Genomic DNA, 23,521 nt, shown 5'->3' on the forward strand with positions numbered 1-23,521 from the left:
TATAGTTCTTATGGGACTTTTTGTGTACATTGAAAAAGCTCCATAATCTCTACAGTGGTTTTACCCACTACAGAAATTATAGAGCCGTTTTTATGAAATAAGCAGAAAGTTTTTCATTAAAAGTAAACGCTTGTGTAAGTAAAATGAAAACGTTAGGCAAAGTCAGTGAAAACGTCTAAAAAACCGTCAATTCATTGACTTTCGTGGAAAATAGGACTAAAATAGCAGGGTAAAAATAATTAAAAAGGAGAATTCTACTATGAATCTAACTATCTTAGCCCTCGGTTTGGCCGTTATGGGTGTATCTCTTGGTGAGGGTATCCTCGTTGCCAATATCGCTAAAGCTGCGGCTCGCCAACCTGAGATGTTTAGCAAACTTCAAACATTGATGTTTACTGGTGTTGCCTTTATCGAAGGTACCTTCTTCGTATTGTTTGCCCTTAGCTACATTGTCTAATAGACAAATAAAAGATGAAGGAGGGATGAGCAGTGGAAACTACAAGTAATCCAACCGTCTCATTATTTGGGATTGATTTTGACTTGACTGTCCTTGCCATGTCTCTCTTGACAGTAATTATCGTTTTTGGAGTAGTTTTTTGGTCAAGTCGTAAGATGACCATTAAACCAAAGGGAAAACAAAATGTGCTTGAGTTCATCTATGAGTTTGTGAACAGTACCATTTCTCAAAATCTTGGGAAATTCACGAAGAATTATAGTTTGCTCTTGTTTGTAATTTTCACCTTTGTTTTTACAGCGAACAACTTAGGTTTGCTTGTATCTGTAAAAAGTGAGCATTACAATTTTTGGACTTCTCCAACATCGAACTTCGGTGTTACTATCACTCTTTCTTTGATTATTACCCTCATTAGTCATATTGAGGGGATCCGTAAAAAAGGGTTTAAAGGCTATCTAAAGGGCTACCTTTCACCATACCCAGCTATGCTCCCAATGAACATTTTGGAACAATTAACCAACCTTGCTTCATTGGCCTTGCGTTTGTTTGGTAACATTTATTCTGGTGAGGTACTTACTGGCTTGATTCTTCAATTGGTGACCTGGTCTGCTTTTGCAGCACCTGTATCCTTTGCTTTGAACCTTGTCTGGGTTGCCTTTTCAGCCTTTATCGGCTTTATCCAAGCCTATGTCTTTATTATCCTAAGTTCAAACTATATTGGTGATAAAGTCAACGAAGAATAATTAAGAAAGGGAGAAATGAAATGTCATTACTGATTAATAGTACGACACTTGGTAATATCATTATCACACTCGGCTCAGTTTTTCTCTTGTATTACCTCATCCGTAAATTCGCATGGGATCAAATTACAGGAATCTTTGCTGCTCGTGAAAAGAAAATTGCCACAGATATTGATAGTGCTGAAAATGCTCGTCAAGAAGCAGAAAGCTTGGCACAAAAACGTCAAGATGAGTTGGCAGGTGCTCGCACTGAAGCAGCTCAAATTATTGATGGGGCCAAGGAAACTGGTAAAACTCAAGAATCTAAAATCATTGCAGAAGCACATGATGAAGCTAAACGCTTGAAAGAAAAAGCAAATCAAGACATCGCCCAAAGCCGTGTGGAAGCACTTGCTGGCGTTAAAGGTGAAGTTGCAGACTTAACTGTCCTCTTGGCGGAAAAAGTTATGAAACAAAACCTTGATGCTAAAGCGCAATCTGACTTGATTGATAGCTATCTTGATCAATTAGGAGATGCTTAATGGATAAGAAAACACAAGCTCTTGTTGAGCAGTATGCCAGAAGCCTGGTAGAAGTCGCTTTTGAACAAGACGCCGTGTCAACAATCCAAGAAGAAGTAAGGCAAATCCTAACAGTTTTTGCTGAAACAAATCTAAAAAACTTCTTGTCGCAGGAAAATGTGACAAGTGAAGCTAAAAAAGAAAGTTTGAGCTTGTTTCAAGAGTCTTGTTCAGTGTATATGAACAATTTTCTTGAGGTAATCTTACTCAATGACCGTGCCAACATTCTCTATGATGTGTTGAAATTGGTCCTTGAGCTCTTTGATCAAGAAGACAATACTTACGATGTTACAGTGACATCAGCAAGTCCCTTGTCTGAGGAACAAAAAGCCCGACTTTTGGCGATTGTTTCACAAAAATTTGAGATTAAGACACGTCGTTTAGTAGAAAAAATTGATGAGGACCTCATCGGAGGATTCGTCATCAAAGCAAAAAATAAGGTTGTTGACACGTCAATTCGCAGTCAATTGCAAACCTTTAAAACGAATTTGAAATAGAAAGTGGTGTGACTTTTGGCAATTAACGCACAAGAAATTAGCGCTTTAATTAAAAAGCAAATTGAAAACTTCCAGCCAAACTTTGACGTCACTGAAACTGGTGTCGTTACCTATATCGGTGACGGTATCGCACGTGCTCGTGGTCTTGATAATGCCATGAGTGGTGAGTTGCTCGAATTTGAAAATGGTGCCTATGGTATGGCCCAAAACCTTGAAACTAATGATGTCGGTATCATTATCTTGGGGGATTTCGTAGCAATTCGTGAAGGCGATATTGTTAAACGTACTGGAAAAATCATGGAAGTTCCAGTTGGTGAAGCCCTTATTGGTCGTGTAGTAAACCCACTTGGGCAACCAGTTGATGGTCTTGGTGACATCGAAACAACAGGTTTCCGTCCAGTTGAAACACCTGCTCCAGGTGTTATGCAACGTAAATCAGTTTCTGAGCCATTGCAAACTGGTCTTAAGGCGATTGATGCCTTGGTTCCAATTGGACGTGGTCAACGTGAGTTGGTCATCGGAGACCGCCAAACTGGTAAAACTTCAGTAGCCATTGATGCGATCTTGAACCAAAAAGGTCAAGATATGATCTGTATCTATGTGGCTATTGGTCAAAAAGAATCAACAGTTCGTACACAAGTAGAAACGCTTCGTAAACATGGTGCTCTTGATTACACAATCGTTGTGACTGCCTCAGCATCACAACCATCACCATTGCTTTACATCGCGCCTTACGCTGGTGTTGCAATGGCTGAAGAGTTCATGTATAACGGAAAACACGTCTTGATTGTTTATGATGATTTGTCTAAACAAGCCGTGGCCTATCGTGAACTTTCATTGCTTCTCCGTCGTCCACCAGGTCGTGAAGCCTACCCAGGGGATGTCTTCTATCTCCACTCACGTCTTTTGGAACGTTCAGCTAAAGTTTCAGATGATCTTGGTGGTGGTTCAATTACTGCCTTGCCAATCATCCAAACGCAAGCCGGAGATATCTCAGCTTATATCGCAACAAACGTTATCTCAATCACAGATGGACAAATCTTCTTGCAAGAAAACTTGTTTAACTCAGGTATTCGTCCAGCCATTGATGCGGGTTCTTCCGTATCACGTGTAGGTGGATCAGCGCAAATTAAAGCGATGAAGAAGGTTGCTGGTACACTTCGTCTTGACTTGGCTTCATATCGTGAACTTGAAGCCTTTACGCAATTTGGTTCAGATTTGGATGCTGCGACTCAAGCGAAATTGAACCGTGGTCGTCGTACAATCGAAGTTTTGAAACAACCGCTTCATAAACCACTTCCAGTTGAGAAACAAGTTGTTATCCTTTACGCTTTGACACACGGTTTCTTGGATAGTGTTCCGGTTGATCAAATCTTGGATTTTGAAGAAGCACTCTATGACTACTTTGATAGTCACCATGAGGATATCTTTGAAACTATTCGTACAACTAAGGATCTTCCTGAGGAATCTGTACTTAATGAAGCTATCCAAGCTTTCAAAGATCAGTCAGAATACAAATAGAAATAGGGAGGACAGCATATGGCAGGCTCTCTAAGAGAAATCCAAGCAAAAATTGCTTCAACTAAGAAAACGAGTCAAATCACAGGAGCCATGCAAATGGTTTCTGCCTCAAAATTGACACGTTCTGAGCAAGCTGCTAAAGATTTCCAAATCTATGCCTCAAAAATTAGACAGATCACAACAGATCTTCTACATTCAGAATTGATTAATGGTTCGTCAAATCCAATGTTGGATGCACGCCCAGTTCGTAAGACAGGTTACATTGTCATTACTTCAGATAAAGGACTCGTTGGAGGTTATAATTCAACAATTCTTAAAGCTGTGTTGGACATGATTAAACGTGACCATGATTCTGAAGATGAATATGCTATCATTTCTATTGGTGGAACAGGTTCAGATTTCTTCAAGGCTCGTAACATGAATGTTGCTTTTGAACTTCGTGGCCTTGAAGATCAACCTAGTTTTGAACAAGTCGGAAAAATCATTTCTAAAGCTGTAGGAATGTATCAAAATGAACTTTTTGATGAACTCTATGTGTGCTATAACCACCATGTTAACAGTTTGTCTAGCGAAGTTCGTGTGGAACAAATGCTTCCTATCGCTGATTTGGATCCCAATGAATCAGAAGGTCATGTGTTGACCAAGTTTGAATTGGAACCAGATCGTGACACTATTTTGGATCAACTCTTACCACAATATGCGGAGAGTCTTATCTACGGTGCTATCGTAGATGCCAAAACAGCTGAGCACGCAGCGGGTATGACTGCAATGCAGACAGCCACTGATAATGCTAAGAATGTGATTAACGATTTGACAATCCAATATAACCGTGCGCGTCAAGCTGCCATCACTCAGGAAATTACTGAAATTGTTGGTGGTGCAAGTGCACTTGAATAGCAGAGATTTGTCTTAATTAGACACACATGAAAAAGGGATGATTGTCATCCAAAAAACTATCATAAGGAGAAAACAATGAGCTCAGGCAAAATTGCTCAGGTTGTTGGTCCTGTTGTAGACGTAGCGTTTGCAGCTGGTGATAAACTCCCTGAGATTAACAATGCATTGGTCGTTTATACTGATGAACAAAAGTCTAAACGTATCGTGCTCGAAGTAGCTCTTGAACTTGGAGAAGGTGTGGTTCGTACCATTGCCATGGAATCTACTGATGGATTGACTCGTGGACTAGAAGTTCTGGACACTGGTCGTCCAATCAGCGTTCCTGTTGGTAAAGATACCCTTGGACGTGTCTTTAACGTTCTTGGTGATACCATTGACTTGGAAGCACCTTTTGCAGAAGATGCAGAGCGTGAACCAATTCACAAAAAAGCACCAACTTTCGATGAATTGTCAACATCTACTGAAATCCTTGAAACAGGGATTAAAGTTATCGACTTGCTTGCCCCTTACCTTAAAGGTGGTAAAGTCGGACTCTTTGGTGGTGCCGGTGTTGGTAAAACCGTTCTTATTCAAGAGTTGATTCACAACATTGCCCAAGAGCACGGTGGTATTTCCGTGTTTACAGGTGTTGGTGAACGTACACGTGAAGGTAATGACCTTTACTGGGAAATGAAAGAATCTGGCGTTATTGAGAAAACAGCCATGGTCTTCGGTCAAATGAACGAACCACCTGGAGCACGTATGCGTGTTGCTCTTACTGGTTTGACAATTGCGGAATACTTCCGTGATGTCGAAGGTCAAGACGTGCTTCTCTTCATCGATAACATCTTCCGTTTCACTCAAGCGGGTTCTGAGGTTTCTGCCCTTCTTGGTCGTATGCCATCAGCCGTTGGTTACCAACCTACACTTGCTACTGAAATGGGTCAATTGCAAGAACGTATCACATCAACTAAAAAAGGTTCTGTTACATCAATCCAAGCCATCTACGTTCCAGCCGATGACTATACTGACCCAGCGCCAGCTACAGCATTTGCTCACTTGGATTCAACAACCAACCTTGAACGTAAGTTGACACAAATGGGTATTTACCCAGCCGTTGACCCATTGGCATCAAGCTCACGTGCCCTTTCACCTGAAATTGTTGGTGAAGAACACTATGCTGTTGCGACTGAAGTTCAACGTGTGCTTCAACGTTACCGTGAATTGCAAGATATTATCGCTATCCTTGGTATGGATGAATTGTCAGACGAAGAAAAAACATTGGTTGGACGTGCTCGTCGTATCCAATTCTTCTTGTCACAAAACTTTAACGTTGCTGAACAGTTTACAGGTCAACCAGGTTCTTATGTTCCAGTTGCTGAAACCGTTCGTAGCTTTAAAGAAATCCTTGAAGGTAAATATGACAATCTTCCAGAAGATGCCTTCCGTAGCGTAGGTCCAATTGAGGATGTAGTAGCTAAAGCTAAAGCTATGGGCTACTAATGAGGTGAAGATATGGCACAAATGACCGTACAAGTGGTAACTCCGGATGGTCTGAAATATGACCACCATGCCAGCTTTATCCACGCGGTTACTAAAGATGGTCAAATTGGTATCTTGCCAGGCCATATTAACTTGATTGCGCCACTTGAAGTGGATGAACTCAAGGTTCGTCGTGTGGATGACGAGAGTCACGTCGATTGGATTGCCGTAAATGGTGGTATCATCGAAGTTAAAGATGATTTTATTACTATCGTTGCCGATTCAGCAGAACGTGAACGCGACATTGACGTTTCTCGTGCCGAACGTGCCAAGCAACGTGCCGAACGTGACTTGGAAGAAGCAACTAAATCTGACCGTATTGATGAAGTTCAACGTGCTCAGGTTGCTCTCCGTCGAGCACTTAATCGTATCAGTGTCGGTACAAAATAAGACAACAAAAAACGAGACTTTGGTCCCGTTTTTTATTTATCGTAAAAGAAAACATGAGAAGTAGCAAAGTTATCAAAGAAAGCTCATTGTAAAACCTATCTGAAGGTAAGATAAAAAATCAAATTTCCAGTCCTGAAAACGGTTAATTTAGCTTTTACTTTAGTTTAAGGTATCAAAGTGTTATAATATAAGCTGTTAGCTTTATATTTTAAGAGAAAATGTAGAGTAACGTAATAGAAAGTATGAGTTTTTTAAAGATATGAAAATTGAAAAGAAGCATCTTTTAGATTACACCATCTTAATACCTTATTTAATCTTATCCATAGTTGGTTTAATAGTAGTGTATTCAACAACAAGTGCTCGTTTAGTAGCCTTGGGAGCCAATCCCTTCGCATCTGTTATAAACCAAGGAGCCTTTTGGTTGGTATCCTTGTTCTCTATTTTTTTCATCTACCGACTGAAATTGAACTTTCTTAGGAAAGATAAGCTTTTGGGTGTTGTTATTGCCTTTGAGATTTTACTTTTGGTCATTGCCAAATTTTTCACCAGGGAAATTAATGGTGCCAATGGTTGGATTGTGCTTGGTCCCTTGTCTTTCCAACCAGCGGAGTACCTTAAGATCATTGTTGTCTGGTTTTTGGCACACACTTTTTCAAAAAAACAGTCTGCTATAGAACGTTATGACTACCAAGCCTTGACGAAGAATAGATGGATTCCTAGGAATGGTAAGGAACTTAATGACTGGCGTGTTTATTTGCTTGTAATGATTGGTTTGGTTGCTATCCAACCTGACTTGGGTAATGCGGCTATCATTGTGTTGACTACGGTAGTTATGTTTTCAATTTCTGGTGTTGGCTACCGTTGGTTCACGGCCTTATTTGCAGGCATTGTAGGGATTTCATCAGCCTTCCTTGGTTTAATTGCCTTGGTTGGGGTTCAAACCATGGCTAAGGTACCTATCTTCGGTTATGTTGCCAAGCGTTTCGCAGCATATTTTAATCCGTTCAAGGATTTGACTGGATCTGGTCTCCAGCTATCTCATTCCTACTATGCTATGAGTAATGGGGGCTGGTTCGGTCTTGGACTTGGAAATTCGATTGAAAAAACTGGTTATCTCCCAGAAGCTACAACAGACTTTGTGTTTTCAATTGCAATTGAAGAGTTAGGTCTTATCGGAGCTGGCTTGATTCTGGCCCTCCTCTTTTTCCTCATTCTTCGTATTATGATTGTGGGAGTAAAGGCACGAAATCCTTTTAACTCTATGATGGCATTGGGTGTAGGTGCCTTAATGCTAATGCAGGTCTTCGTTAACATCGGAGGAATCTCAGGGCTAATTCCATCAACAGGGGTTACCTTCCCCTTCCTTTCGCAAGGAGGTAACTCTCTTTTAGTGACTTCAGTTGGGATAGCCTTTGTCTTGAACATCGCTGCTAATGAAAAGCGTGATAATATTGTTCAAGCGATTGAGGATGAGTTATCTCAGACTCAAGAATTGGAAAATCAAGATGAAAAAATCGTACCTTTAAGAAGAAGTCGTTAATACGGCTTCTTTTTTCGTTAGATGGTGTTAGACAGTAGTATGAAGATAGTGAAAGCTAATAGGAGCAGTAGAAATAGAATTATTGAAAGGGATATTTGTAATTACTCTAAAGAAAAACTGAAAACTATATAAAATACTTGCAATTCTATGACATTTTGATAGAATAGTAGAGTAAAGTTAGACTGTATTGCCTACTGTCTATCTATAAAATATATTTTATTGGAGGCTTTTCCTAAATGGCAAAAGAAAAATACGATCGTAGTAAACCACACGTTAACATTGGTACAATCGGACACGTTGACCACGGTAAAACTACTTTGACAGCTGCTATCACAACTGTATTGGCTCGTCGTCTCCCTAGCGCAGTTAACACACCAAAAGACTACGCTTCAATCGACGCTGCTCCAGAAGAACGTGAACGCGGTATCACAATCAACACTGCACACGTTGAGTACGAAACTGAAAAACGTCACTACGCTCACATCGATGCGCCAGGACACGCGGACTACGTTAAAAACATGATTACTGGTGCCGCTCAAATGGACGGTGCGATCCTTGTAGTAGCATCTACTGACGGACCAATGCCACAAACTCGTGAGCACATCCTTCTTTCACGTCAGGTTGGTGTTAAACACCTTATCGTCTTCATGAACAAAGTTGACTTGGTTGACGATGAAGAATTGCTTGAATTGGTTGAAATGGAAATCCGTGACCTTCTTTCAGAATACGATTTCCCAGGTGATGACATTCCAGTTATCCAAGGTTCAGCTCTTAAAGCTCTTGAAGGTGATTCTAAATACGAAGACATCATCATGGACTTGATGAACACTGTTGACGAATACATTCCAGAACCAGAACGTGACACTGACAAACCATTGTTGCTTCCAGTCGAAGACGTATTCTCAATCACTGGTCGTGGTACTGTTGCTTCAGGACGTATCGACCGTGGTGTTGTTCGTGTCAATGACGAAGTTGAAATCGTGGGTCTTAAAGAAGACATCCAAAAAGCAGTTGTTACTGGTGTTGAAATGTTCCGTAAACAACTTGATGAAGGTATTGCCGGAGATAACGTCGGTGTCCTTCTTCGTGGTATCCAACGTGATGAAATCGAACGTGGTCAAGTATTGGCTGCACCTGGTTCAATCAACCCACACACTAAATTCAAAGGTGAAGTTTACATCCTTTCTAAAGAAGAAGGTGGACGTCACACTCCATTCTTCAACAACTACCGTCCACAGTTCTACTTCCGTACAACTGACGTAACAGGTTCAATCGAACTTCCTGCAGGTACTGAAATGGTTATGCCTGGTGATAACGTGACTATCGACGTTGAGTTGATCCACCCAATCGCCGTTGAACAAGGTACAACATTCTCTATCCGTGAAGGTGGACGTACTGTTGGTTCAGGTATCGTATCTGAAATCGAAGCTTAATTAATATTAAGTTCCCAATACAATTATTCGTCAGACAATAATTGAGAGAGTCGAGGTTACTCGGCTCTTTTTGGTGTTTGAAAATGTTTGTATTCTATACTTTTAAACTGTTTAAGGTCCTTAAGCTAAGTTTTGATAGTGATAAATAGACATAAAGCAGATCGAGTTTTCGGAATTTTCCTAAAATCCTAGTAATAGTAAGGGATTTGTGATAAAATAAACGAGTAAATAAATAAAAGAAGAGGTATGTGAAATGTCACGTAAACCATTTATCGCTGGTAACTGGAAAATGAACAAAAATCCAGAAGAAGCAAAAGCATTCGTTGAAGCTGTAGCATCAAAACTTCCTTCATCAGATCTTGTTGAAGCTGGTATCGCAGCTCCTGCAGTTGACTTGACAGCTGTACTTGCCGCTGCTAAAGGTTCAAACCTTAAAGTTGCTGCACAAAACACTTACTTTGAAAATGCTGGTGCCTTCACTGGTGAAACTAGCCCACAAGTTTTGAAAGAAATCGGTACTGACTACGTTGTTATCGGTCACTCAGAACGTCGTGACTACTTCCACGAAACTGATGAAGACATCAACAAAAAAGCAAAAGCAATCTTTGCTAACGGTATGCTTCCAATCATCTGTTGTGGTGAATCACTTGAAACTTACGAAGCTGGTAAAGCAGCAGAATTCGTAGGTGCTCAAGTTTCAGCTGCTCTTGCTGGATTGACTGCAGAACAAGTAGCTTCAACAGTAATCGCATACGAACCAATCTGGGCTATCGGTACTGGTAAATCAGCTTCACAAGACGACGCACAAAAAATGTGTAAAGTTGTTCGTGACGTTGTAGCTGCTGACTTTGGTCAAGAAGTTGCTGACAAAGTACGTGTTCAATACGGTGGATCAGTTAAACCTGAAAACGTTGCTGAATACATGGCTTGTCCAGACGTTGACGGAGCTCTTGTTGGTGGTGCATCACTTGAAGCTGAAAGCTTCTTGGCATTGCTTGACTTCGTTAAATAATTTTACATAAAGTCGGGGTTTCCCTCGGCTTTTTTGTTTTTTGATGAATAGATTTAATAATTACTTGGGATAAGACAAATGCTATTGGTTTGTAAAAACGAACGCTTTAGGTCCTGTATTTTATAGGTTTAGGGTCTCACAAATAGAATTGGACTGCCCAAAGAGATAGATAATATGCTATAATTAAAATAGTATAACTAGAGCTCAGACGCTAATAGTCTGTATGCTCCGCATTTTTTCCCAAAAAAGGAGAGTTAGAATCATGACTTTTGATGCAATTGACCAAATGGCGGTCAGCACTATTCGTTCGCTTTCGATCGAGGCAATTCAAGCCGCGAATTCTGGGCACCCAGGTCTTCCTATGGGTGCAGCGCCAATGGCTTATGTGCTTTGGAACCATGTGATGAATGTCAATCCAAAGACTAGCCGTAACTGGACAAACCGTGACCGTTTTGTTCTTTCTGCTGGTCATGGTTCTGCCTTGCTTTATAGTCTATTGCACCTTTCTGGCTATGATGTGACAATGGACGACTTGAAGAATTTCCGTCAATGGGGCTCTAAGACTCCAGGTCACCCTGAAGTTAACCATACTGATGGTGTTGAAGCAACATCAGGTCCTCTTGGTCAAGGGATTGCTAATGCTGTAGGTATGGCAATGGCTGAAGCACACTTGGCAGCTAAATTTAACAAACCTGGTTTTGATATTGTTGACCATTATACTTATGCCCTCCATGGCGATGGTTGTTTGATGGAAGGTGTTTCTCAAGAAGCTGCCAGTCTTGCTGGTCACCTTAAACTTGGTAAGTTGGTGCTTCTTTACGATTCAAATGATATCTCACTTGATGGACCAACTTCAATGGCTTTCACAGAAGATGTTAAGGCAAAGTTTGAAGCTTATGGTTGGCAACACATTCTTGTCAAAGATGGTAATGATTTGGAAGCTATTGCTAAAGCCATCGAAGAAGCTAAGGCTGAGACAGATAAACCATCTATCATTGAAGTTAAGACAATCATTGGTTATGGAGCTGAAGGGCAAGGAACATCAGCTGTCCACGGTGCTCCAATTGGTCAAGATGGCATTGATCACGCAAAAGGTGTTTACGGTTATGATGCACCGGCATTTACAGTTCCAGATGAAGTTGCTCGTCGTTTTGAAGCTGGTATTAAATTCCGTGGTGAAGCTGCTGAAAATGCTTGGCAAACTAAATTTGCAGAATATGAAACTGCTTACCCAGAATTGGCTGCTGAATACAAGTTTGCCTTTGCAAATGAACCTGTACACGTTAACTTGAATGCTCATGAATTGGGTTCAGCAGTAGCTAGCCGTGTATCAAGCCAACAAGCTATCCAACAGATTTCTGAACAAGTTCCTTCATTCTGGGGAGGTTCAGCAGACCTTTCAGCTTCTAACAATACTATGGTTAAGGCTGAGTCTGATTTCCAAGCAGACAACTATGCTGGACGTAATATTTGGTTTGGTGTGCGTGAGTTTGCTATGGCTGCAGCGATGAATGGTATTGCTCTTCATGGTGGTACTCGTGTTTATGGTGGTACCTTCTTCGTCTTCTCAAACTACTTGCTTCCAGCAGTACGTATGGCAGCTCTTCAAAACCTGCCAGTAACTTATGTAATGACACACGACTCAGTAGCAGTTGGTGAAGATGGACCTACTCACGAACCAATCGAACAATTGGCAAGTGTGCGTTCAATGCCTTACCTTAACGTTATCCGTCCTGCAGATGGTAATGAAACTAATGCTGCATGGAAACGTGCCTTGGCTGAGACTGAACGTCCAACAATGCTAGTCTTGACGCGTCAAAACTTGCCAGTCCTTGATGGTACTGCTGAAAATGCTGAAACTGGTGTCAATAAAGGAGCTTACATCATCTCAGAAGCAAAAGGTGATCTTGATGGTATCATCATTGCCACTGGTTCTGAAGTGAAATTGGCTCTTGATACGCAGGCTGCTCTTGAAGCTGAAGGTGTGCATGTTCGTGTTGTTTCAATGCCATCACAAAACCTCTTTGATGAACAAGATGCCGCATATAAAGAAGAAGTCCTTCCAGCAGCTGTGACAAAACGTTTGGCTATCGAAGCTGGAACTAGCTTTGGTTGGGGCAAATACGTTGGTCTTGCAGGTAAAACACTTACTATTGATACTTGGGGTGCCTCAGCACCTGGTGACTGTATCTTTAAAGAATATGGTTTCACTGTTGAAAATGCAAGTCAACTTTACAAATCATTGTAAGAAAAGAAAGAGCTTGGTTCGTCCAAGTTCTTTTTTCTAAATATCATACAGAACTTGACTTTTTAGGACATAGTGCTAGAATGACTGTGTCAGCCGATTTAGCTCAGTTGGTAGAGCAACGCACTCGTAACGCGTAGGTCACAGGTTCGAAACCTGCAATCGGCATGGTCAGAAGTATTCAGATAGAAAAAGGGGTTTTTAGAAACCTCTGTTTTCTTTTGTCCTAGATTGTTCATTTAAGCTAAAATTTGATAAAATAGAAGGTGAAAAAATAAAAAAGGAAGTATCATGTCAAAAGGGTTATTAATCTCAATCGAAGGGCCAGATGGTGCTGGAAAGACCACAGTTTTGGAGGCGCTTTTACCTCGTCTTAGAGAAGCCTATCCAGCCAAAGTCGTGACGACACGTGAACCAGGCGGAGTAGCTATTGCAGAGCAAATCCGTGAGGTTATTTTGGATGTAGATAATACGGCTATGGATGCTAAGACAGAGCTCTTACTCTATATTGCGGCTCGCCGTCAACATCTGGTTGAGAAGGTTTTGCCAGAGCTTGAAAAAGGCAATATGGTCATCATGGATCGTTTTATTGATTCATCAGTTGCTTATCAAGGTACTGGCCGTGGCTTGAATCAGGATGAGATTGCCTGGTTAAATGCCTATGCGACTGATGGTTATAAACCTGATGTGACCCTATTGTTTGATGTGGATTCTGAGACTGGTTTGGCCCGCATTGCAGCCAGCGGTGAACGTGAAGTCAATCGGTTGGATTTAGAGAAGCTTGACTTGCATCAGCGTGTACGTCAAGGTTATTTAGATTTAGCACAGGCTGAACCAGAACGTATCAAGCTAATCGATGCCTCACAGGCTTTTGAAGATGTTGTAGAGGACGCTTGGAAAGTAATTAAAGGCTATTTATAAGGAGCAAGATGAAGTTAGCTGAAAGTCAAAGCAAACTATTTGAAGAGTTTTCACAAATTATCAGGGAAAATCGTTTGAGTCATGCTTATTTGTTTTCGGGTGATTTTGGAAGTCTCGACATGGCTATTTGGCTAGCACAGAGTCGATTTTGTGTGACTCCTGAGAATGGTCTACCTTGTGGTCATTGTCGTCCCTGTCGCTTGATTGCACAGGGGGACTTTTCTGATGTTAAATTAGTAGAGCCACAAGGACAGATTATTAAGACGGACACGATTCGTCAGTTGACCAGAGAGTTTAGTCAATCGAGTTTTGAGGGACAGGCTCAGGTGTTTATCATTCGTGATGCAGATAAGATGCATGTCAATGCTACCAATAGTCTATTAAAGTTTATTGAAGAACCTCAAAGTCAGATTTATATTTTTCTTTTGACAGCTGATGATAGTCGTATTTTACCGACGATTAAAAGTCGAGCTCAACTCTTTTATTTTCCTAAGAATCGGGCTTATCTGGAAGAATTGCTGCAGAAGGAAGGCTTGTTGCTGACACAAGCCAAAGTGTTGGCGGATTTTGCTAAAGATGATGTTCAGGCTTTAGACTTAGCTAAGGATAATAGGATTCTTGATCTGATTAATACAGTAGAGCGTTTCACACAGTCCCTGCTATCTAATCAGGACCTGCTTTATTTGGATGTTGCAAAACTGGCTGTCCAGTGTAGTGAAAAGTCGGAACAAGAGATGGTCTGGGCTTTTTTAACTTATCAATTGGGGAAGGATATACAAAATCCACAAGCAAGACGATGGTTAGGCTTAGTTTATGAGGCACGAAAAATGTGGCTAGCTAATGTCAGCTTTCAAAATGCGATGGAGTATATGGTATTATCATGACAGAAGTCATTGGAATAAAATTTGAAGAAACTGGAGCAGTAGAATATGTTGTTCCTGATAAAAATTATGCCAAAGATGACTTTGTAGTCGTTTTGGAGAAAAAAGATAAACGCCTAGCCCAGGTTGTCATGGAAAACACTGATTTTCCTGAGGTTAGTTTGCCTGCGGATTTGAATCGGGTTGAAGGATTGGCAGGGGAGAAAGATTTCGCTAGATATGATGAAAATCTTTTGAAGGCTGAAAAGAGTATGGGAGTAGTGGCTGATTTGATTGCTCAAAATCAGCTAGAAATGAAGGTCGTTGATATTGTCTTTCCGCTAAATTGCTCTTATGTGCTAATCAGTTTTGTTGCTGAAAAACGGGTAGATTTTCGTCAATTGCTCAAAGATCTGGCTTCTTACTTTAAGACACGTATTGAGTTGCGCCAAATTTCAAGTCGTGAGGAATCAAAGATTTATGGTGGCTTAGGACCTTGTGGGCGGGCACTTTGTTGTTCTAGTTTTTTGGGTGAATTCCCACCAGTATCAATTAAGATGGCTAAAAACCAAAGTTTATCTTTGAATTCTGGTAAGATGAATGGGGTCTGTGGTCGACTTATGTGTTGTCTCAGTTATGAAGATGACTTTTACCGAGATAGCAAGGCTAGTTATCCTGACTTGGGTGATGACATTGAAACCAAGGATGGCACAGGTCAGGTTGTTGCCATTGATGTAATTGCAGGGACCATTAAGGTTGTATTTGAAAAAGGGCGTGCGCCCCTAACTTATGGAGTGGAGGAAGTTCAGCTAAATGGAAAAGCGTGAATTGTATGATAAATTCGAGGAATTATCACAAAATTTGATGTCGATGTTGGCAGAAGTGGAAGCGATTAAGGCGAACTTCTCAGGGATTCTTGATGAAAATACGGCCCTAAAGTTGGAAAACGACAAGTTGCGTGAGCACTTGAGTCAAGTGGTTCAAGAGGAGACAGGGACTAAAATGTCTCATGGTAAGGTAAATCTCGAGGCTATTTACGATGATGGATTCCATATTTGTCCAGATTTTTATGGCCAACGTCGTGATAATAATGAAGCTTGTGGCTTCTGTGCAGAATTGTTGTACGGAGACTAAGCATGCGGATTCAAAAGAGTTTTAAGGGGCAATCTAGCTACGGTACCCTCTATCTGGTTCCCACACCTATTGGGAATTTGCAGGATATGACTTTTCGTAGTGTGCAAATCCTGAAAGAGGTGGATCTTATTTGTGCGGAGGACACGCGCAATACGGGTCTCTTGCTCAAGCATTTTGAGATTGAAACGAAGCAGTATTCTTTTCATGAGCACAATGCTTATGAGAAAATTCCAGATTTACTGGAGCGCTTGAAGTCAGGTCTTTCTTTGGCTCAGGTTTCTGATGCGGGGATGCCTTCTATTTCGGATCCTGGGCATGATTTGGTCAAAGCCGCCATTGCAGAGGATATTCCAGTGGTGGCCTTACCGGGAGCATCGGCTGGTATTACAGCCTTGATTGCCAGTGGTTTAGCACCCCAACCTCATATTTTTTATGGCTTCCTACCCCGTAAAAAAGGACAGCAGATTGATTTCTTCAAGGAAAAACTGTCTTATCCTGAGACACAGATTTTTTACGAGTCACCTTACCGTGTGGCGGACACCCTTGAAAATATGCATGCGGTCTATGGCAACCGTCAAGTAACTTTAGTTCGAGAATTGACCAAGCTTTATGAAGAGTACCAACGAGGATCTATTTCAGAAGTTTTAGATTATATTGCTAGTAATCCTCTCAAGGGTGAATGTTTACTGATTGTGGCTGGAGCTTCTGAAAATGATAAGGAAGAAAATCTAACATCAAATGTTACCCCGGTAGAGGCTGTAGAAGCTTTAATTGCCTCTGGAATGAAACCTAATCAGGCTATAAAAACCGTTGCTAAAGAGCGAAAAATGAATAGACAAGAGCTTTATAACCTTTTTCATGGGGTTTAAGAGGCTCTTTTTTTGTGGCAACACAAGATGTTAGAAAAGAAAGAATTATCAAAAAATTCCGTAAATACACTTGTTTGTCTCATGGTTTTGTGTTATATTATCTGACATAAAATATTTTACGCATTGGAGTGGTTTCATGGATACAGGTAGCAGTGCCTTTATATTGATTTGTTCTGCCATGGTTTGTTTGATGACACCGGCCTTGGCCTTCTTCTATGGTGGGCTTGGACGTCGTAAGAATGTTATCAATACCATGATGATGTCTGTTCTTCCCTTAGCTATAGCTTCTCTCTTGTGGATTGTTGTTGGCTACTCGCTTTCTTTTGGCGGTCATGGGAATTTCTTCGGTAATTTCAGTCACCTTTTTTTAAATGGTGTGTCTGAAACGGCCTCAAGCCGTGGTTTAACCATTTCTGATATGCTGTTTGCTGCTTTTCAGATGATGTTTTCGATTATCTGTGTGGCGATATTGACGGGTTCAGTGGTAGGACGGATGCGCTTTACACCTTTAGCCATTTTTGTTATTTTTTGGTTACTTTTTGTCTATTATCCATTTGCACATATGGTTTGGGATGAAGGGCTCCTTGCAAAATGGGGGACGATTGACTTTGCAGGTGGTGATGTGGTTCATATTACCTCAGGTGTATCAGCCCTAGTTTTGGCAATCGTTGTTGGTAAACGTCGTGATTTTGGCATTTTAGAACACCGTCCTCATAATGTTCCTTTTGTCCTATTGGGAGCGGGTCTCTTATGGTTTGGTTGGTTTGGCTTTAATGCAGGATCAGCCTTGGCTGCTAATGGTTTGGCAGTTCACGCGCTAGTAACCACTCATGTGTCAGCTGCTGCAGCCATGTTTTCATGGTTGGCAATTGAAAAACATGTCACAGGACATCCATCCTTGGTTGGTGGTTCAACCGGTTTGGTAGCAGGTCTAGTTGCAATCACACCTGGAGCTGGTTTTGTTTCAATTTGGAGTGCTATTCTAATTGGTCTTATGGTTAGTCCGATTTGTTTCTATGCTATTTCAGTCTTGAAGAAACGTTTTGCCTATGATGATGCTTTGGATGCTTTTGGTTGCCATGGTGTTGGAGGTATCTTTGGTGGTTTTGCCACTGCGATTTTTACGACACCAGATTTAGCCCTAGATAAGGCCAATATTGGCTTGATTTATGGAAAGGCGCATCTGTTTATTGTGACATTTTTGGCTATTATTTTTACAGCTATTTGGTCTGCTCTTGTGACCTATGGTATTATTAAAGTAATTGCTCATTATATGCCTTTACGTGTTAGTGACCGTGATGAAGCTATTGGTCTTGATGACTGTGAACACAAGGAAACAGCCTATCCAACCTTTATGGGCTTAGATTCGTAGGAGAATACAGATGAAAAAAGTAGAAGCGATTATTCGTTCGGATAAATTAGAAGATTTGAAAAACGCCTTGACTGGTAGTGGCTTGGCCAAAGGGATGACTGTGAGTCAAGTACTAGGTTATGGTAATCAACGTGGCTTTGCAGAGTTTGTTCGTGGACAGCGCATTGTTCCTACCTTATTAGCTAAGGTTAAGGTTGAGATTGTAGTCAAGGACATGGCAGTTGACGAAGTTGTTGAAGCTATTCGTAGTGCCGTGGCGACAGGAGAAGTTGGTGATGGGAAGATTTTTATCGTTCCTATTGATGATGTTATCCGTATTCGTACTGGTGAACGTGGTGGAGACGCCATTTAATATAATGAAGGCTTAAACCGGTTGGTTTGGGTCTTTTTTAGTGAATTTTGATATACTTAGAGAAGTTAGTATGATTGAGGGGGTGACCAATTGGCAAAAGGAAAAAAGAAAAGCAAGTCGAAAGCTAGACCTAAGAAAACTAAAAAGAAAAAGAAGTCTTTCTTGCTCTTTCCAAAATTTTTCCAGAAGTGGAGTCTGATTTTTATTGGCCTATTTGCCTTATTGGGACTCCTAGCTAGTTTAAATTTTCCAAGGTTGACCATGGAAAAGAACATGACATCTACGGATGAGACAACGGTTGCTTTTATTGCCGAGATTGGTGAGACGTCCCGCTATTTGGCGGCTAGAAACGATCTTTATGCATCTGTCATGATTGCTCAGGCCATCTTGGAATCAGACTCTGGACAATCTACTTTGAGTCAGAAGCCGTCCTATAACTTCTTTGGAATTAAGGGGGACTACAATGGTCAAAGTGTAACCCTACCAACCTGGGAGGATGATGGTAAGGGCAATCCTTACTATATTGATGCAGCTTTTCGTTCTTATGGCTCTGTGGAAAATTCTTTACAGGACTACGTAGACTTCCTTGAGGGCAGCTACTATGTAGGGGTACACCGTTCCAAGACTAAGAATTATAAGGATGCCACAGCTGCCCTAACAGGGGTCTACGCTACGGATACAACCTATGGAGACAAATTAAACAGCATCATTGAACAATACCAGTTAACCATTTATGACACTTATTAGGGTCGAAGGAGAGTAAAATGAATCAGAATCAAGTGAAACTCATTGCAATTGATATGGACGGGACGCTCTTAAATAGCCAAAAAGAGATTCCTGTAGAGAATATTAAGGCTATTCAAGAAGCAGCTGCGGCAGGTATCAAAATTGTCCTTTGTACAGGACGCCCACGTTCAGGTATTCTTCCCCATTTTGAGAAATTAGGACTGAGTGAAGAAGAGTACATTATCATGAACAATGGTTGTTCAACTTATGAGACAAAAAATTGGAACTTGCTTCAATATGAAAGTTTATCTCGCTCTGAGATGGAAGAACTCTTGCAGGCTTGCGAAGGCTTTCCAGAGGTGGCTCTAACCTTTACTGGTGAGAAGACTTACTATGTTGTGGGCGATGAAGTGCCTGAGCTAGTAGCATATGATGCTAGCACTGTTTTCACAGAAGCGAAGGCTAGAAGTTTGGAAGAGATCTTTGTGGAAGGCCAAGTGATTTTCCAAGCCATGTATATGGCTGATTCTGAACCTTTGGACGCCTTCCAAAACGCTGTGCAAGATAGACTTAGTCAAAGCTATAGCACAGTTCGTAGCCAAGACTATATCTTTGAAATCATGCCACAGGGGGCAACTAAGGCCAGTGGACTTAAGCATTTAGCGGAAAAACTTGGAATTGCTCCAGATCAAATCATGGCTCTGGGTGATGCTGCTAATGACCTTGAAATGCTTAAATTCGTCGGTCAAAGTGTTGCCTTGGGTAATGCTAGTGACGATATTAAAGAGTTGTGTAAGTATGTGACCTTGACAAATGACGAGGCAGGCGTAGCCCACGCTATTCGTACTTGGGCTTTATAAGAAAAAGACCTTTAGCTTCTATCTGCTAAAGGTTTTTCGATTTTTAATAATGGCAACAAGAGTAGTCAGTGTGATGGTGACATCAGTGACGGCAGCTGGGTAAGCCTGAATGGTCAAATCGTAAATGAGCCAGAGTAACATATTCTCAATGATGACCCAGCGAAGCCACTGAAGGTTTCGTGTGATGGCAATGGCTAAACTATAAGAGACTGAAGAGATGATTGGCAGATAGCCAATAAGTCCAAGCTGATTGAGGTAGGATCCTAAGATGATTTGAATAATGATGAGGATGGTCAAGATAGCCTTGGTCATCTTCTTTTTGACCATCAAGCTATTACGAATGATGGAAATACTAATGGTTAAAGCACCCGTATAGCCCCCTAGAAGTAGGTTGGCAATAGCAGTAAAAATATAGTCGGTAATTTGCCAGACCAGCATTTTATGTTTTGATTTTGCAAAAGAGGATATGGCGACACAGAGAGCTCCGATGGCTGAGAATACTTGTGCTAGAAGATAGATTGTCATGGTATAACTTTCAATTTTTGTCTCCATTATATCACAAGGATTCAAGAGATTTTCATCTCATTTTTAGAATTTACAGCCCTAATATGTTAGCGTTTACATTAGAAAATGATATAATAAAAGTGTAGAAAAGATTGTTCCCTTAATAGTAGAGAGAACCCGATGTTGCCTTGTAACATAGGTCCTTTCTTTACTTTTTACGATAGACTAGAAATGAGGAAATAATTATGAAAAACAAATTTTCCCAAGCAATCGTGCTTTCCATGGTTACCCTTTCCTCAGTGGTTTTGTTGACAGCCTGTTCCAGCCATAAGGAATCGAGTTCAGCAGATAAGACGCCTAAGAGCAGCCAGGTGACCTCATCAAGTAAGGCTAAAACATCCAGTAAAGATAGCGGTAAGACTAGCAAATCTAGTGCTAAGGTCAAGGAATCTTCGGGTTCAAAGACGGAGTCTTCAAGCACGCAAAGTAGTCAAAAGGCTTCTGTCCCAAGTTCGAGTAGTAGTCAGGCTCAGTCATCATCTTCAAAGAGTTCATCAGTTCCCTCAAGTAGCCAGTCCCAAGCACCTAAATCATCAAACGAGAGCCAATCTTCAGCCAGTCAATCTCAAGTGCCAAAGAGCTCAAGTGATAGCCAAGCTTCAAGTAGCCAATCTAGCAGCCAAGCTCAATCTAAAACGGATACGCAAGTAACCACCGTGGATATGGATGTGAGTGCTGTAGCGCGTGGTCAGTTTGATAGTATTGCTGGTACTTGGAAGTCCAGTGATGGCAGTCGTCTGGTCTTTAATAACACTAGTCTAGTAGGAGATATCACTGCCCAAGGTCAAGCGACAGTTCACAATTATGTGCACCCGAAAGATAATTATCAAGAAGGCTCAGGTAAGTATGATGCCACTCTTTCAAGAGATAGGGGTGACACCTCTGGTATTGTTGGCGATATTAGTTTTGTTTCTAAAAAGGCAGCTATTTCTGGTCCTAGCTATGAACAAGATACCATTCAAGTAACCAGTACTGGTGGAACAAAGGTCTACTTTAAAGAATCAGACAATGTGACGCTACCTAAAGATGTGACAGTTACTGACAATCAACTTCCAATTGATGGTGGTATAGCAGAATCTGGCAGTTACACGCTTACCAAACGCACAGTTGTCAAAAATACTCCTAGTGATACAGCTCCAGTTGAATTTTACTTAGAAGCAGGCGATAAGATTAACTTTGATATGAAGGTTACTCAAGACGGTCATAGTTGGATTTCTTACATCAGCTATAGTGGTGTTCGCCGTTATGTTCAAGTGGATTAAATAAGATATCTAGAAAGGTCAGAATTTCTTCTGATCTTTCTATTATTTTGTGGAAAAAGCCTTGTCTATTCCCTAATAAATCGATACAATAGAAAGGTCGGTTTAACCGAAAATTTTTAAATAATGAGGACAAAAATGTGTCAGTAAATTGGCAAGATATTGCGTTTTCTTTCCTCGGTGGTTTGGGGCTTTTCCTCTTTAGTATCAAGTACATGGGAGATGGTCTTCAACAAGCAGCCGGAGATAAGTTGCGTTTTTACATCGATAAGTATACCAGCAACCCGTTTTTAGGGGTTTTGATTGGTATTGTCATGACGGCCTTGATTCAGTCGAGTTCAGGGGTTACCGTTATTGTCGTCGGTCTGGTTTCGGCAGGGCTTTTAAGTCTTCGTCAGGCTATTGGTATTGTCATGGGGGCAAATATCGGTACAACCGTAACTTCCTTCATGATTGGTTTCAAGCTTGGTGACTATGCCCTTCCAGTGATTTTCCTGGGGGCTGCGCTTCTCTTCTTTACAAGCAATAAGAAGCTCAATAACCTAGGTCGTATCTTGTTTGGTGTAGGGGGAATTTTCTTTGCCCTTAACCTTATGGGAGATGCGGTAGAACCTTTGAAGTCAGTTACAGCCTTTAAGGACTACTTGGCAACCTTGGGTGATCGCCCAGTCATGGGGGTTATCATCGGTGCTGGCTTGACCATGTTGATTCAATCGTCAGCAGCGACCATCGGTATTCTTCAGAGTCTCTATTCAGGTGGTTTGCTTGACCTGCAAGGTGCCCTTCCAATCCTCTTTGGGGATAATATCGGAACAACTATTACAGCGGTTCTAGCTGCTCTTGGTTCGAACATTGCAGCTAAACGTGTGGCAGGGGCTCACGTCCTGTTCAACGTCATTGGGACCGTCTTGTGTTTGATTCTCTTGGTACCATTTACAGCCTTGATTCAATGGTTTAAGTCTGTGCTTGGTTTGACACCTGAGATGACTATCGCCTTTGCTCACGGTACTTTTAACATCGCAAATACTATTGTTCAATTCCCATTCATCGGACTCTTGGCTTACCTTGTGACTAAGATTATTCCTGGTGAAGATGAGATTAACAAGTACGAAGCACTCTACTTGGACCGTTTGCTTATCACACAAGCACCAGCTATCGCCCTTGGTAATGCTAAGAAAGAATTGGTGCACTTGGCATCGTACGCCATCCAGTCTTTGGAAGCTTCCTATGCTTTCTTTGCTAAGGGAGATGAAAAATACTTCGATAAGGTTGAGAAGTATGAAACAGCAGTTAATAGTATTGACGAAGAGTTGACAACTTACTTGATTGACATCTCTAACGAATCTCTAAGTGTTTCTGAAAATGAAGTGTTGGCAAGTGTGCTTGACTCTGTTCGTGACTTGGAGCGTATTGGTGACCTTGCAGTTGCAAGTGCAAACCTTTCACAACACATTCATAATAAGGGAATTGAATTTTCTGATACTGCCAAGGCTGAGCTTGCGGATGTTTACAACCGTACTCACCGTATCGCCCTTGATAGTATTCGTGTTGTTGTAGATGACGATAAGGTACTTGCAGGTCAAGTCATCCTTCGCCATGAAGAGTTGGAAAAACTTGAAAAACAATTGCGTAAAATACATACCAAACGTCTTAACAATGGTGAGTGTACTGCGCAAGCAGGTATCAACTATGTTGATTACCTCTCACATTACACACGTATCGCAGACCATGCGATTAACCTTGTTGAAAAGGTTACAGAAGGTGTGATTTAATAGAGAAAGTCGAGAAAATTTC

At 41.2% G+C, this 23,521-nt stretch carries 24 protein-coding genes and 1 tRNA gene; 24 read left to right on the top strand and 1 reads right to left on the bottom strand.

Going from position 1 to position 23,521, the window contains the following annotated elements:
* Positions 1-259 precede the first annotated feature (259 nt).
* The 22 genes from HMPREF1517_RS04460 to HMPREF1517_RS04565 all read left to right on the top strand — a co-directional run bounded on the left by HMPREF1517_RS04460 (position 260) and on the right by HMPREF1517_RS04565 (position 19,904).
* Positions 260-457, top strand: coding sequence for a F0F1 ATP synthase subunit C (locus tag HMPREF1517_RS04460; RefSeq protein WP_002886037.1), 198 nt, complete (start codon positions 260-262; stop codon positions 455-457).
* 32 nt (positions 458-489) lie between these two features.
* The gene (atpB, locus tag HMPREF1517_RS04465; RefSeq protein WP_002890198.1) at positions 490-1,197 is read left to right on the top strand and encodes a F0F1 ATP synthase subunit A; all 708 of its coding nucleotides are present in this window, start codon (positions 490-492) and stop codon (positions 1,195-1,197) included.
* 20 nt (positions 1,198-1,217) lie between these two features.
* The gene (atpF, locus tag HMPREF1517_RS04470; RefSeq protein ID WP_002886161.1) at positions 1,218-1,715 is read left to right on the top strand and encodes a F0F1 ATP synthase subunit B; all 498 of its coding nucleotides are present in this window, start codon (positions 1,218-1,220) and stop codon (positions 1,713-1,715) included.
* Complete coding sequence (locus HMPREF1517_RS04475) at positions 1,715-2,251, top strand: F0F1 ATP synthase subunit delta (RefSeq protein ID WP_002890205.1); 537 nt, start codon at positions 1,715-1,717, stop codon at positions 2,249-2,251. Before atpF ends, HMPREF1517_RS04475 begins: the two co-directional genes overlap by 1 nt.
* Before the next feature lie 15 nt (positions 2,252-2,266).
* Positions 2,267-3,772 carry a F0F1 ATP synthase subunit alpha gene (gene atpA / locus HMPREF1517_RS04480; RefSeq protein WP_002885972.1) on the top strand — a complete coding sequence of 502 codons (1,506 nt, stop codon included), beginning with the start codon at positions 2,267-2,269 and terminating at the stop codon, positions 3,770-3,772.
* An 18-nt stretch (positions 3,773-3,790) separates the two neighbouring features.
* A complete protein-coding gene (locus HMPREF1517_RS04485) occupies positions 3,791-4,669 on the top strand; it encodes a F0F1 ATP synthase subunit gamma (protein ID WP_002886026.1) in 879 nt (292 codons plus the stop codon).
* A 75-nt stretch (positions 4,670-4,744) separates the two neighbouring features.
* Positions 4,745-6,151 carry a F0F1 ATP synthase subunit beta gene (gene atpD, locus HMPREF1517_RS04490; RefSeq protein ID WP_002890209.1) on the top strand — a complete coding sequence of 469 codons (1,407 nt, stop codon included), beginning with the start codon at positions 4,745-4,747 and terminating at the stop codon, positions 6,149-6,151.
* A 12-nt stretch (positions 6,152-6,163) separates the two neighbouring features.
* Positions 6,164-6,580: a F0F1 ATP synthase subunit epsilon gene (locus HMPREF1517_RS04495; RefSeq protein WP_002890211.1), complete on the top strand. Its 417-nt coding sequence runs from the start codon at positions 6,164-6,166 to the stop codon at positions 6,578-6,580.
* Positions 6,581-6,839: 259 nt separating this feature from the next.
* The gene (ftsW, locus tag HMPREF1517_RS04500; RefSeq protein ID WP_037599630.1) at positions 6,840-8,120 is read left to right on the top strand and encodes a cell division peptidoglycan polymerase FtsW; all 1,281 of its coding nucleotides are present in this window, start codon (positions 6,840-6,842) and stop codon (positions 8,118-8,120) included.
* 236 nt (positions 8,121-8,356) lie between these two features.
* Positions 8,357-9,553, top strand: a complete 1,197-nt coding sequence (tuf, locus tag HMPREF1517_RS04505) for an elongation factor Tu (RefSeq protein WP_002886182.1) — start codon at positions 8,357-8,359, stop codon at positions 9,551-9,553.
* A 253-nt stretch (positions 9,554-9,806) separates the two neighbouring features.
* Positions 9,807-10,565: a triose-phosphate isomerase gene (gene tpiA, locus HMPREF1517_RS04510; RefSeq protein ID WP_002890214.1), complete on the top strand. Its 759-nt coding sequence runs from the start codon at positions 9,807-9,809 to the stop codon at positions 10,563-10,565.
* A 262-nt stretch (positions 10,566-10,827) separates the two neighbouring features.
* Positions 10,828-12,813 (top strand): transketolase, encoded by a 1,986-nt coding sequence (gene tkt / locus HMPREF1517_RS04515; protein ID WP_037599632.1) that lies wholly within the window; start codon positions 10,828-10,830, stop codon positions 12,811-12,813.
* A gap of 92 nt (positions 12,814-12,905) precedes the next feature.
* Positions 12,906-12,978: transfer RNA gene (locus tag HMPREF1517_RS04520), tRNA-Thr, on the top strand.
* 123 nt (positions 12,979-13,101) lie between these two features.
* Positions 13,102-13,731, top strand: coding sequence for a dTMP kinase (gene tmk / locus HMPREF1517_RS04525; RefSeq protein ID WP_037599634.1), 630 nt, complete (start codon positions 13,102-13,104; stop codon positions 13,729-13,731).
* Positions 13,732-13,739: 8 nt separating this feature from the next.
* Positions 13,740-14,615, top strand: a complete 876-nt coding sequence (locus HMPREF1517_RS04530) for a DNA polymerase III subunit delta' (RefSeq protein WP_037599636.1) — start codon at positions 13,740-13,742, stop codon at positions 14,613-14,615.
* A complete protein-coding gene (gene ricT / locus HMPREF1517_RS04535; RefSeq protein WP_037599638.1) occupies positions 14,612-15,418 on the top strand; it encodes a regulatory iron-sulfur-containing complex subunit RicT in 807 nt (268 codons plus the stop codon). The genes HMPREF1517_RS04530 and ricT overlap by 4 nt, the downstream gene beginning before the upstream one ends.
* Positions 15,405-15,725, top strand: coding sequence for a DNA replication initiation control protein YabA (gene yabA / locus HMPREF1517_RS04540; protein ID WP_002887582.1), 321 nt, complete (start codon positions 15,405-15,407; stop codon positions 15,723-15,725). The genes ricT and yabA overlap by 14 nt, the downstream gene beginning before the upstream one ends.
* 2 nt (positions 15,726-15,727) lie before the next feature.
* Complete coding sequence (gene rsmI, locus HMPREF1517_RS04545; protein WP_037599640.1) at positions 15,728-16,594, top strand: 16S rRNA (cytidine(1402)-2'-O)-methyltransferase; 867 nt, start codon at positions 15,728-15,730, stop codon at positions 16,592-16,594.
* A gap of 136 nt (positions 16,595-16,730) precedes the next feature.
* A complete protein-coding gene (locus tag HMPREF1517_RS04550) occupies positions 16,731-17,966 on the top strand; it encodes an ammonium transporter (protein WP_037599642.1) in 1,236 nt (411 codons plus the stop codon).
* A gap of 10 nt (positions 17,967-17,976) precedes the next feature.
* Positions 17,977-18,318, top strand: coding sequence for a P-II family nitrogen regulator (locus tag HMPREF1517_RS04555; protein ID WP_021144573.1), 342 nt, complete (start codon positions 17,977-17,979; stop codon positions 18,316-18,318).
* 90 nt (positions 18,319-18,408) lie between these two features.
* Positions 18,409-19,065 carry a glucosaminidase domain-containing protein gene (locus HMPREF1517_RS04560; protein WP_002890229.1) on the top strand — a complete coding sequence of 219 codons (657 nt, stop codon included), beginning with the start codon at positions 18,409-18,411 and terminating at the stop codon, positions 19,063-19,065.
* A gap of 17 nt (positions 19,066-19,082) precedes the next feature.
* The gene (locus HMPREF1517_RS04565; RefSeq protein WP_037599644.1) at positions 19,083-19,904 is read left to right on the top strand and encodes a Cof-type HAD-IIB family hydrolase; all 822 of its coding nucleotides are present in this window, start codon (positions 19,083-19,085) and stop codon (positions 19,902-19,904) included.
* Positions 19,905-19,922: 18 nt separating this feature from the next.
* Here the strand turns inward: HMPREF1517_RS04565 and HMPREF1517_RS04570 are convergent, their stop codons facing one another.
* Positions 19,923-20,429 (bottom strand): YgjV family protein, encoded by a 507-nt coding sequence (locus tag HMPREF1517_RS04570; protein WP_037599703.1) that lies wholly within the window; start codon positions 20,427-20,429, stop codon positions 19,923-19,925.
* A gap of 224 nt (positions 20,430-20,653) precedes the next feature.
* Between HMPREF1517_RS04570 and HMPREF1517_RS04575 the strand changes: the two genes are divergently transcribed.
* Both HMPREF1517_RS04575 and HMPREF1517_RS04580 read left to right on the top strand, forming a co-directional pair.
* The gene (locus HMPREF1517_RS04575) at positions 20,654-21,730 is read left to right on the top strand and encodes an SH3 domain-containing protein (protein ID WP_037599645.1); all 1,077 of its coding nucleotides are present in this window, start codon (positions 20,654-20,656) and stop codon (positions 21,728-21,730) included.
* Positions 21,731-21,867: 137 nt separating this feature from the next.
* Positions 21,868-23,499 (top strand): Na/Pi cotransporter family protein, encoded by a 1,632-nt coding sequence (locus tag HMPREF1517_RS04580; protein ID WP_002890237.1) that lies wholly within the window; start codon positions 21,868-21,870, stop codon positions 23,497-23,499.
* Positions 23,500-23,521 lie beyond the last annotated feature (22 nt).

Origin of the sequence: Streptococcus sp. ACS2, from assembly GCF_000525585.1 — a bacterium.
In the GTDB taxonomy this organism is placed as follows: Bacteria; Bacillota; Bacilli; order Lactobacillales; family Streptococcaceae; genus Streptococcus.

What these genes read in the sequence shown, in the direction of transcription:
- HMPREF1517_RS04460 (WP_002886037.1), top strand. Translation starts at nt 260, where the DNA reads ATGAATCTAACTATCTTAGCCCTCGGTTTGGCCGTTATGGGTGTATCT.
- atpF (WP_002886161.1), top strand. Translation starts at nt 1,218, where the DNA reads ATGTCATTACTGATTAATAGTACGACACTTGGTAATATCATTATCACA.
- HMPREF1517_RS04475 (WP_002890205.1), top strand. Translation starts at nt 1,715, where the DNA reads ATGGATAAGAAAACACAAGCTCTTGTTGAGCAGTATGCCAGAAGCCTG.
- HMPREF1517_RS04485 (WP_002886026.1), top strand. Translation starts at nt 3,791, where the DNA reads ATGGCAGGCTCTCTAAGAGAAATCCAAGCAAAAATTGCTTCAACTAAG.
- atpD (WP_002890209.1), top strand. Translation starts at nt 4,745, where the DNA reads ATGAGCTCAGGCAAAATTGCTCAGGTTGTTGGTCCTGTTGTAGACGTA.
- HMPREF1517_RS04495 (WP_002890211.1), top strand. Translation starts at nt 6,164, where the DNA reads ATGGCACAAATGACCGTACAAGTGGTAACTCCGGATGGTCTGAAATAT.
- ftsW (WP_037599630.1), top strand. Translation starts at nt 6,840, where the DNA reads ATGAAAATTGAAAAGAAGCATCTTTTAGATTACACCATCTTAATACCT.
- tuf (WP_002886182.1), top strand. Translation starts at nt 8,357, where the DNA reads ATGGCAAAAGAAAAATACGATCGTAGTAAACCACACGTTAACATTGGT.
- tpiA (WP_002890214.1), top strand. Translation starts at nt 9,807, where the DNA reads ATGTCACGTAAACCATTTATCGCTGGTAACTGGAAAATGAACAAAAAT.
- tkt (WP_037599632.1), top strand. Translation starts at nt 10,828, where the DNA reads ATGACTTTTGATGCAATTGACCAAATGGCGGTCAGCACTATTCGTTCG.
- tmk (WP_037599634.1), top strand. Translation starts at nt 13,102, where the DNA reads ATGTCAAAAGGGTTATTAATCTCAATCGAAGGGCCAGATGGTGCTGGA.
- HMPREF1517_RS04530 (WP_037599636.1), top strand. Translation starts at nt 13,740, where the DNA reads ATGAAGTTAGCTGAAAGTCAAAGCAAACTATTTGAAGAGTTTTCACAA.
- ricT (WP_037599638.1), top strand. Translation starts at nt 14,612, where the DNA reads ATGACAGAAGTCATTGGAATAAAATTTGAAGAAACTGGAGCAGTAGAA.
- yabA (WP_002887582.1), top strand. Translation starts at nt 15,405, where the DNA reads ATGGAAAAGCGTGAATTGTATGATAAATTCGAGGAATTATCACAAAAT.
- rsmI (WP_037599640.1), top strand. Translation starts at nt 15,728, where the DNA reads ATGCGGATTCAAAAGAGTTTTAAGGGGCAATCTAGCTACGGTACCCTC.
- HMPREF1517_RS04550 (WP_037599642.1), top strand. Translation starts at nt 16,731, where the DNA reads ATGGATACAGGTAGCAGTGCCTTTATATTGATTTGTTCTGCCATGGTT.
- HMPREF1517_RS04555 (WP_021144573.1), top strand. Translation starts at nt 17,977, where the DNA reads ATGAAAAAAGTAGAAGCGATTATTCGTTCGGATAAATTAGAAGATTTG.
- HMPREF1517_RS04565 (WP_037599644.1), top strand. Translation starts at nt 19,083, where the DNA reads ATGAATCAGAATCAAGTGAAACTCATTGCAATTGATATGGACGGGACG.
- HMPREF1517_RS04570 (WP_037599703.1), bottom strand. Translation starts at nt 20,429, where the DNA reads ATGACAATCTATCTTCTAGCACAAGTATTCTCAGCCATCGGAGCTCTC.
- HMPREF1517_RS04575 (WP_037599645.1), top strand. Translation starts at nt 20,654, where the DNA reads ATGAAAAACAAATTTTCCCAAGCAATCGTGCTTTCCATGGTTACCCTT.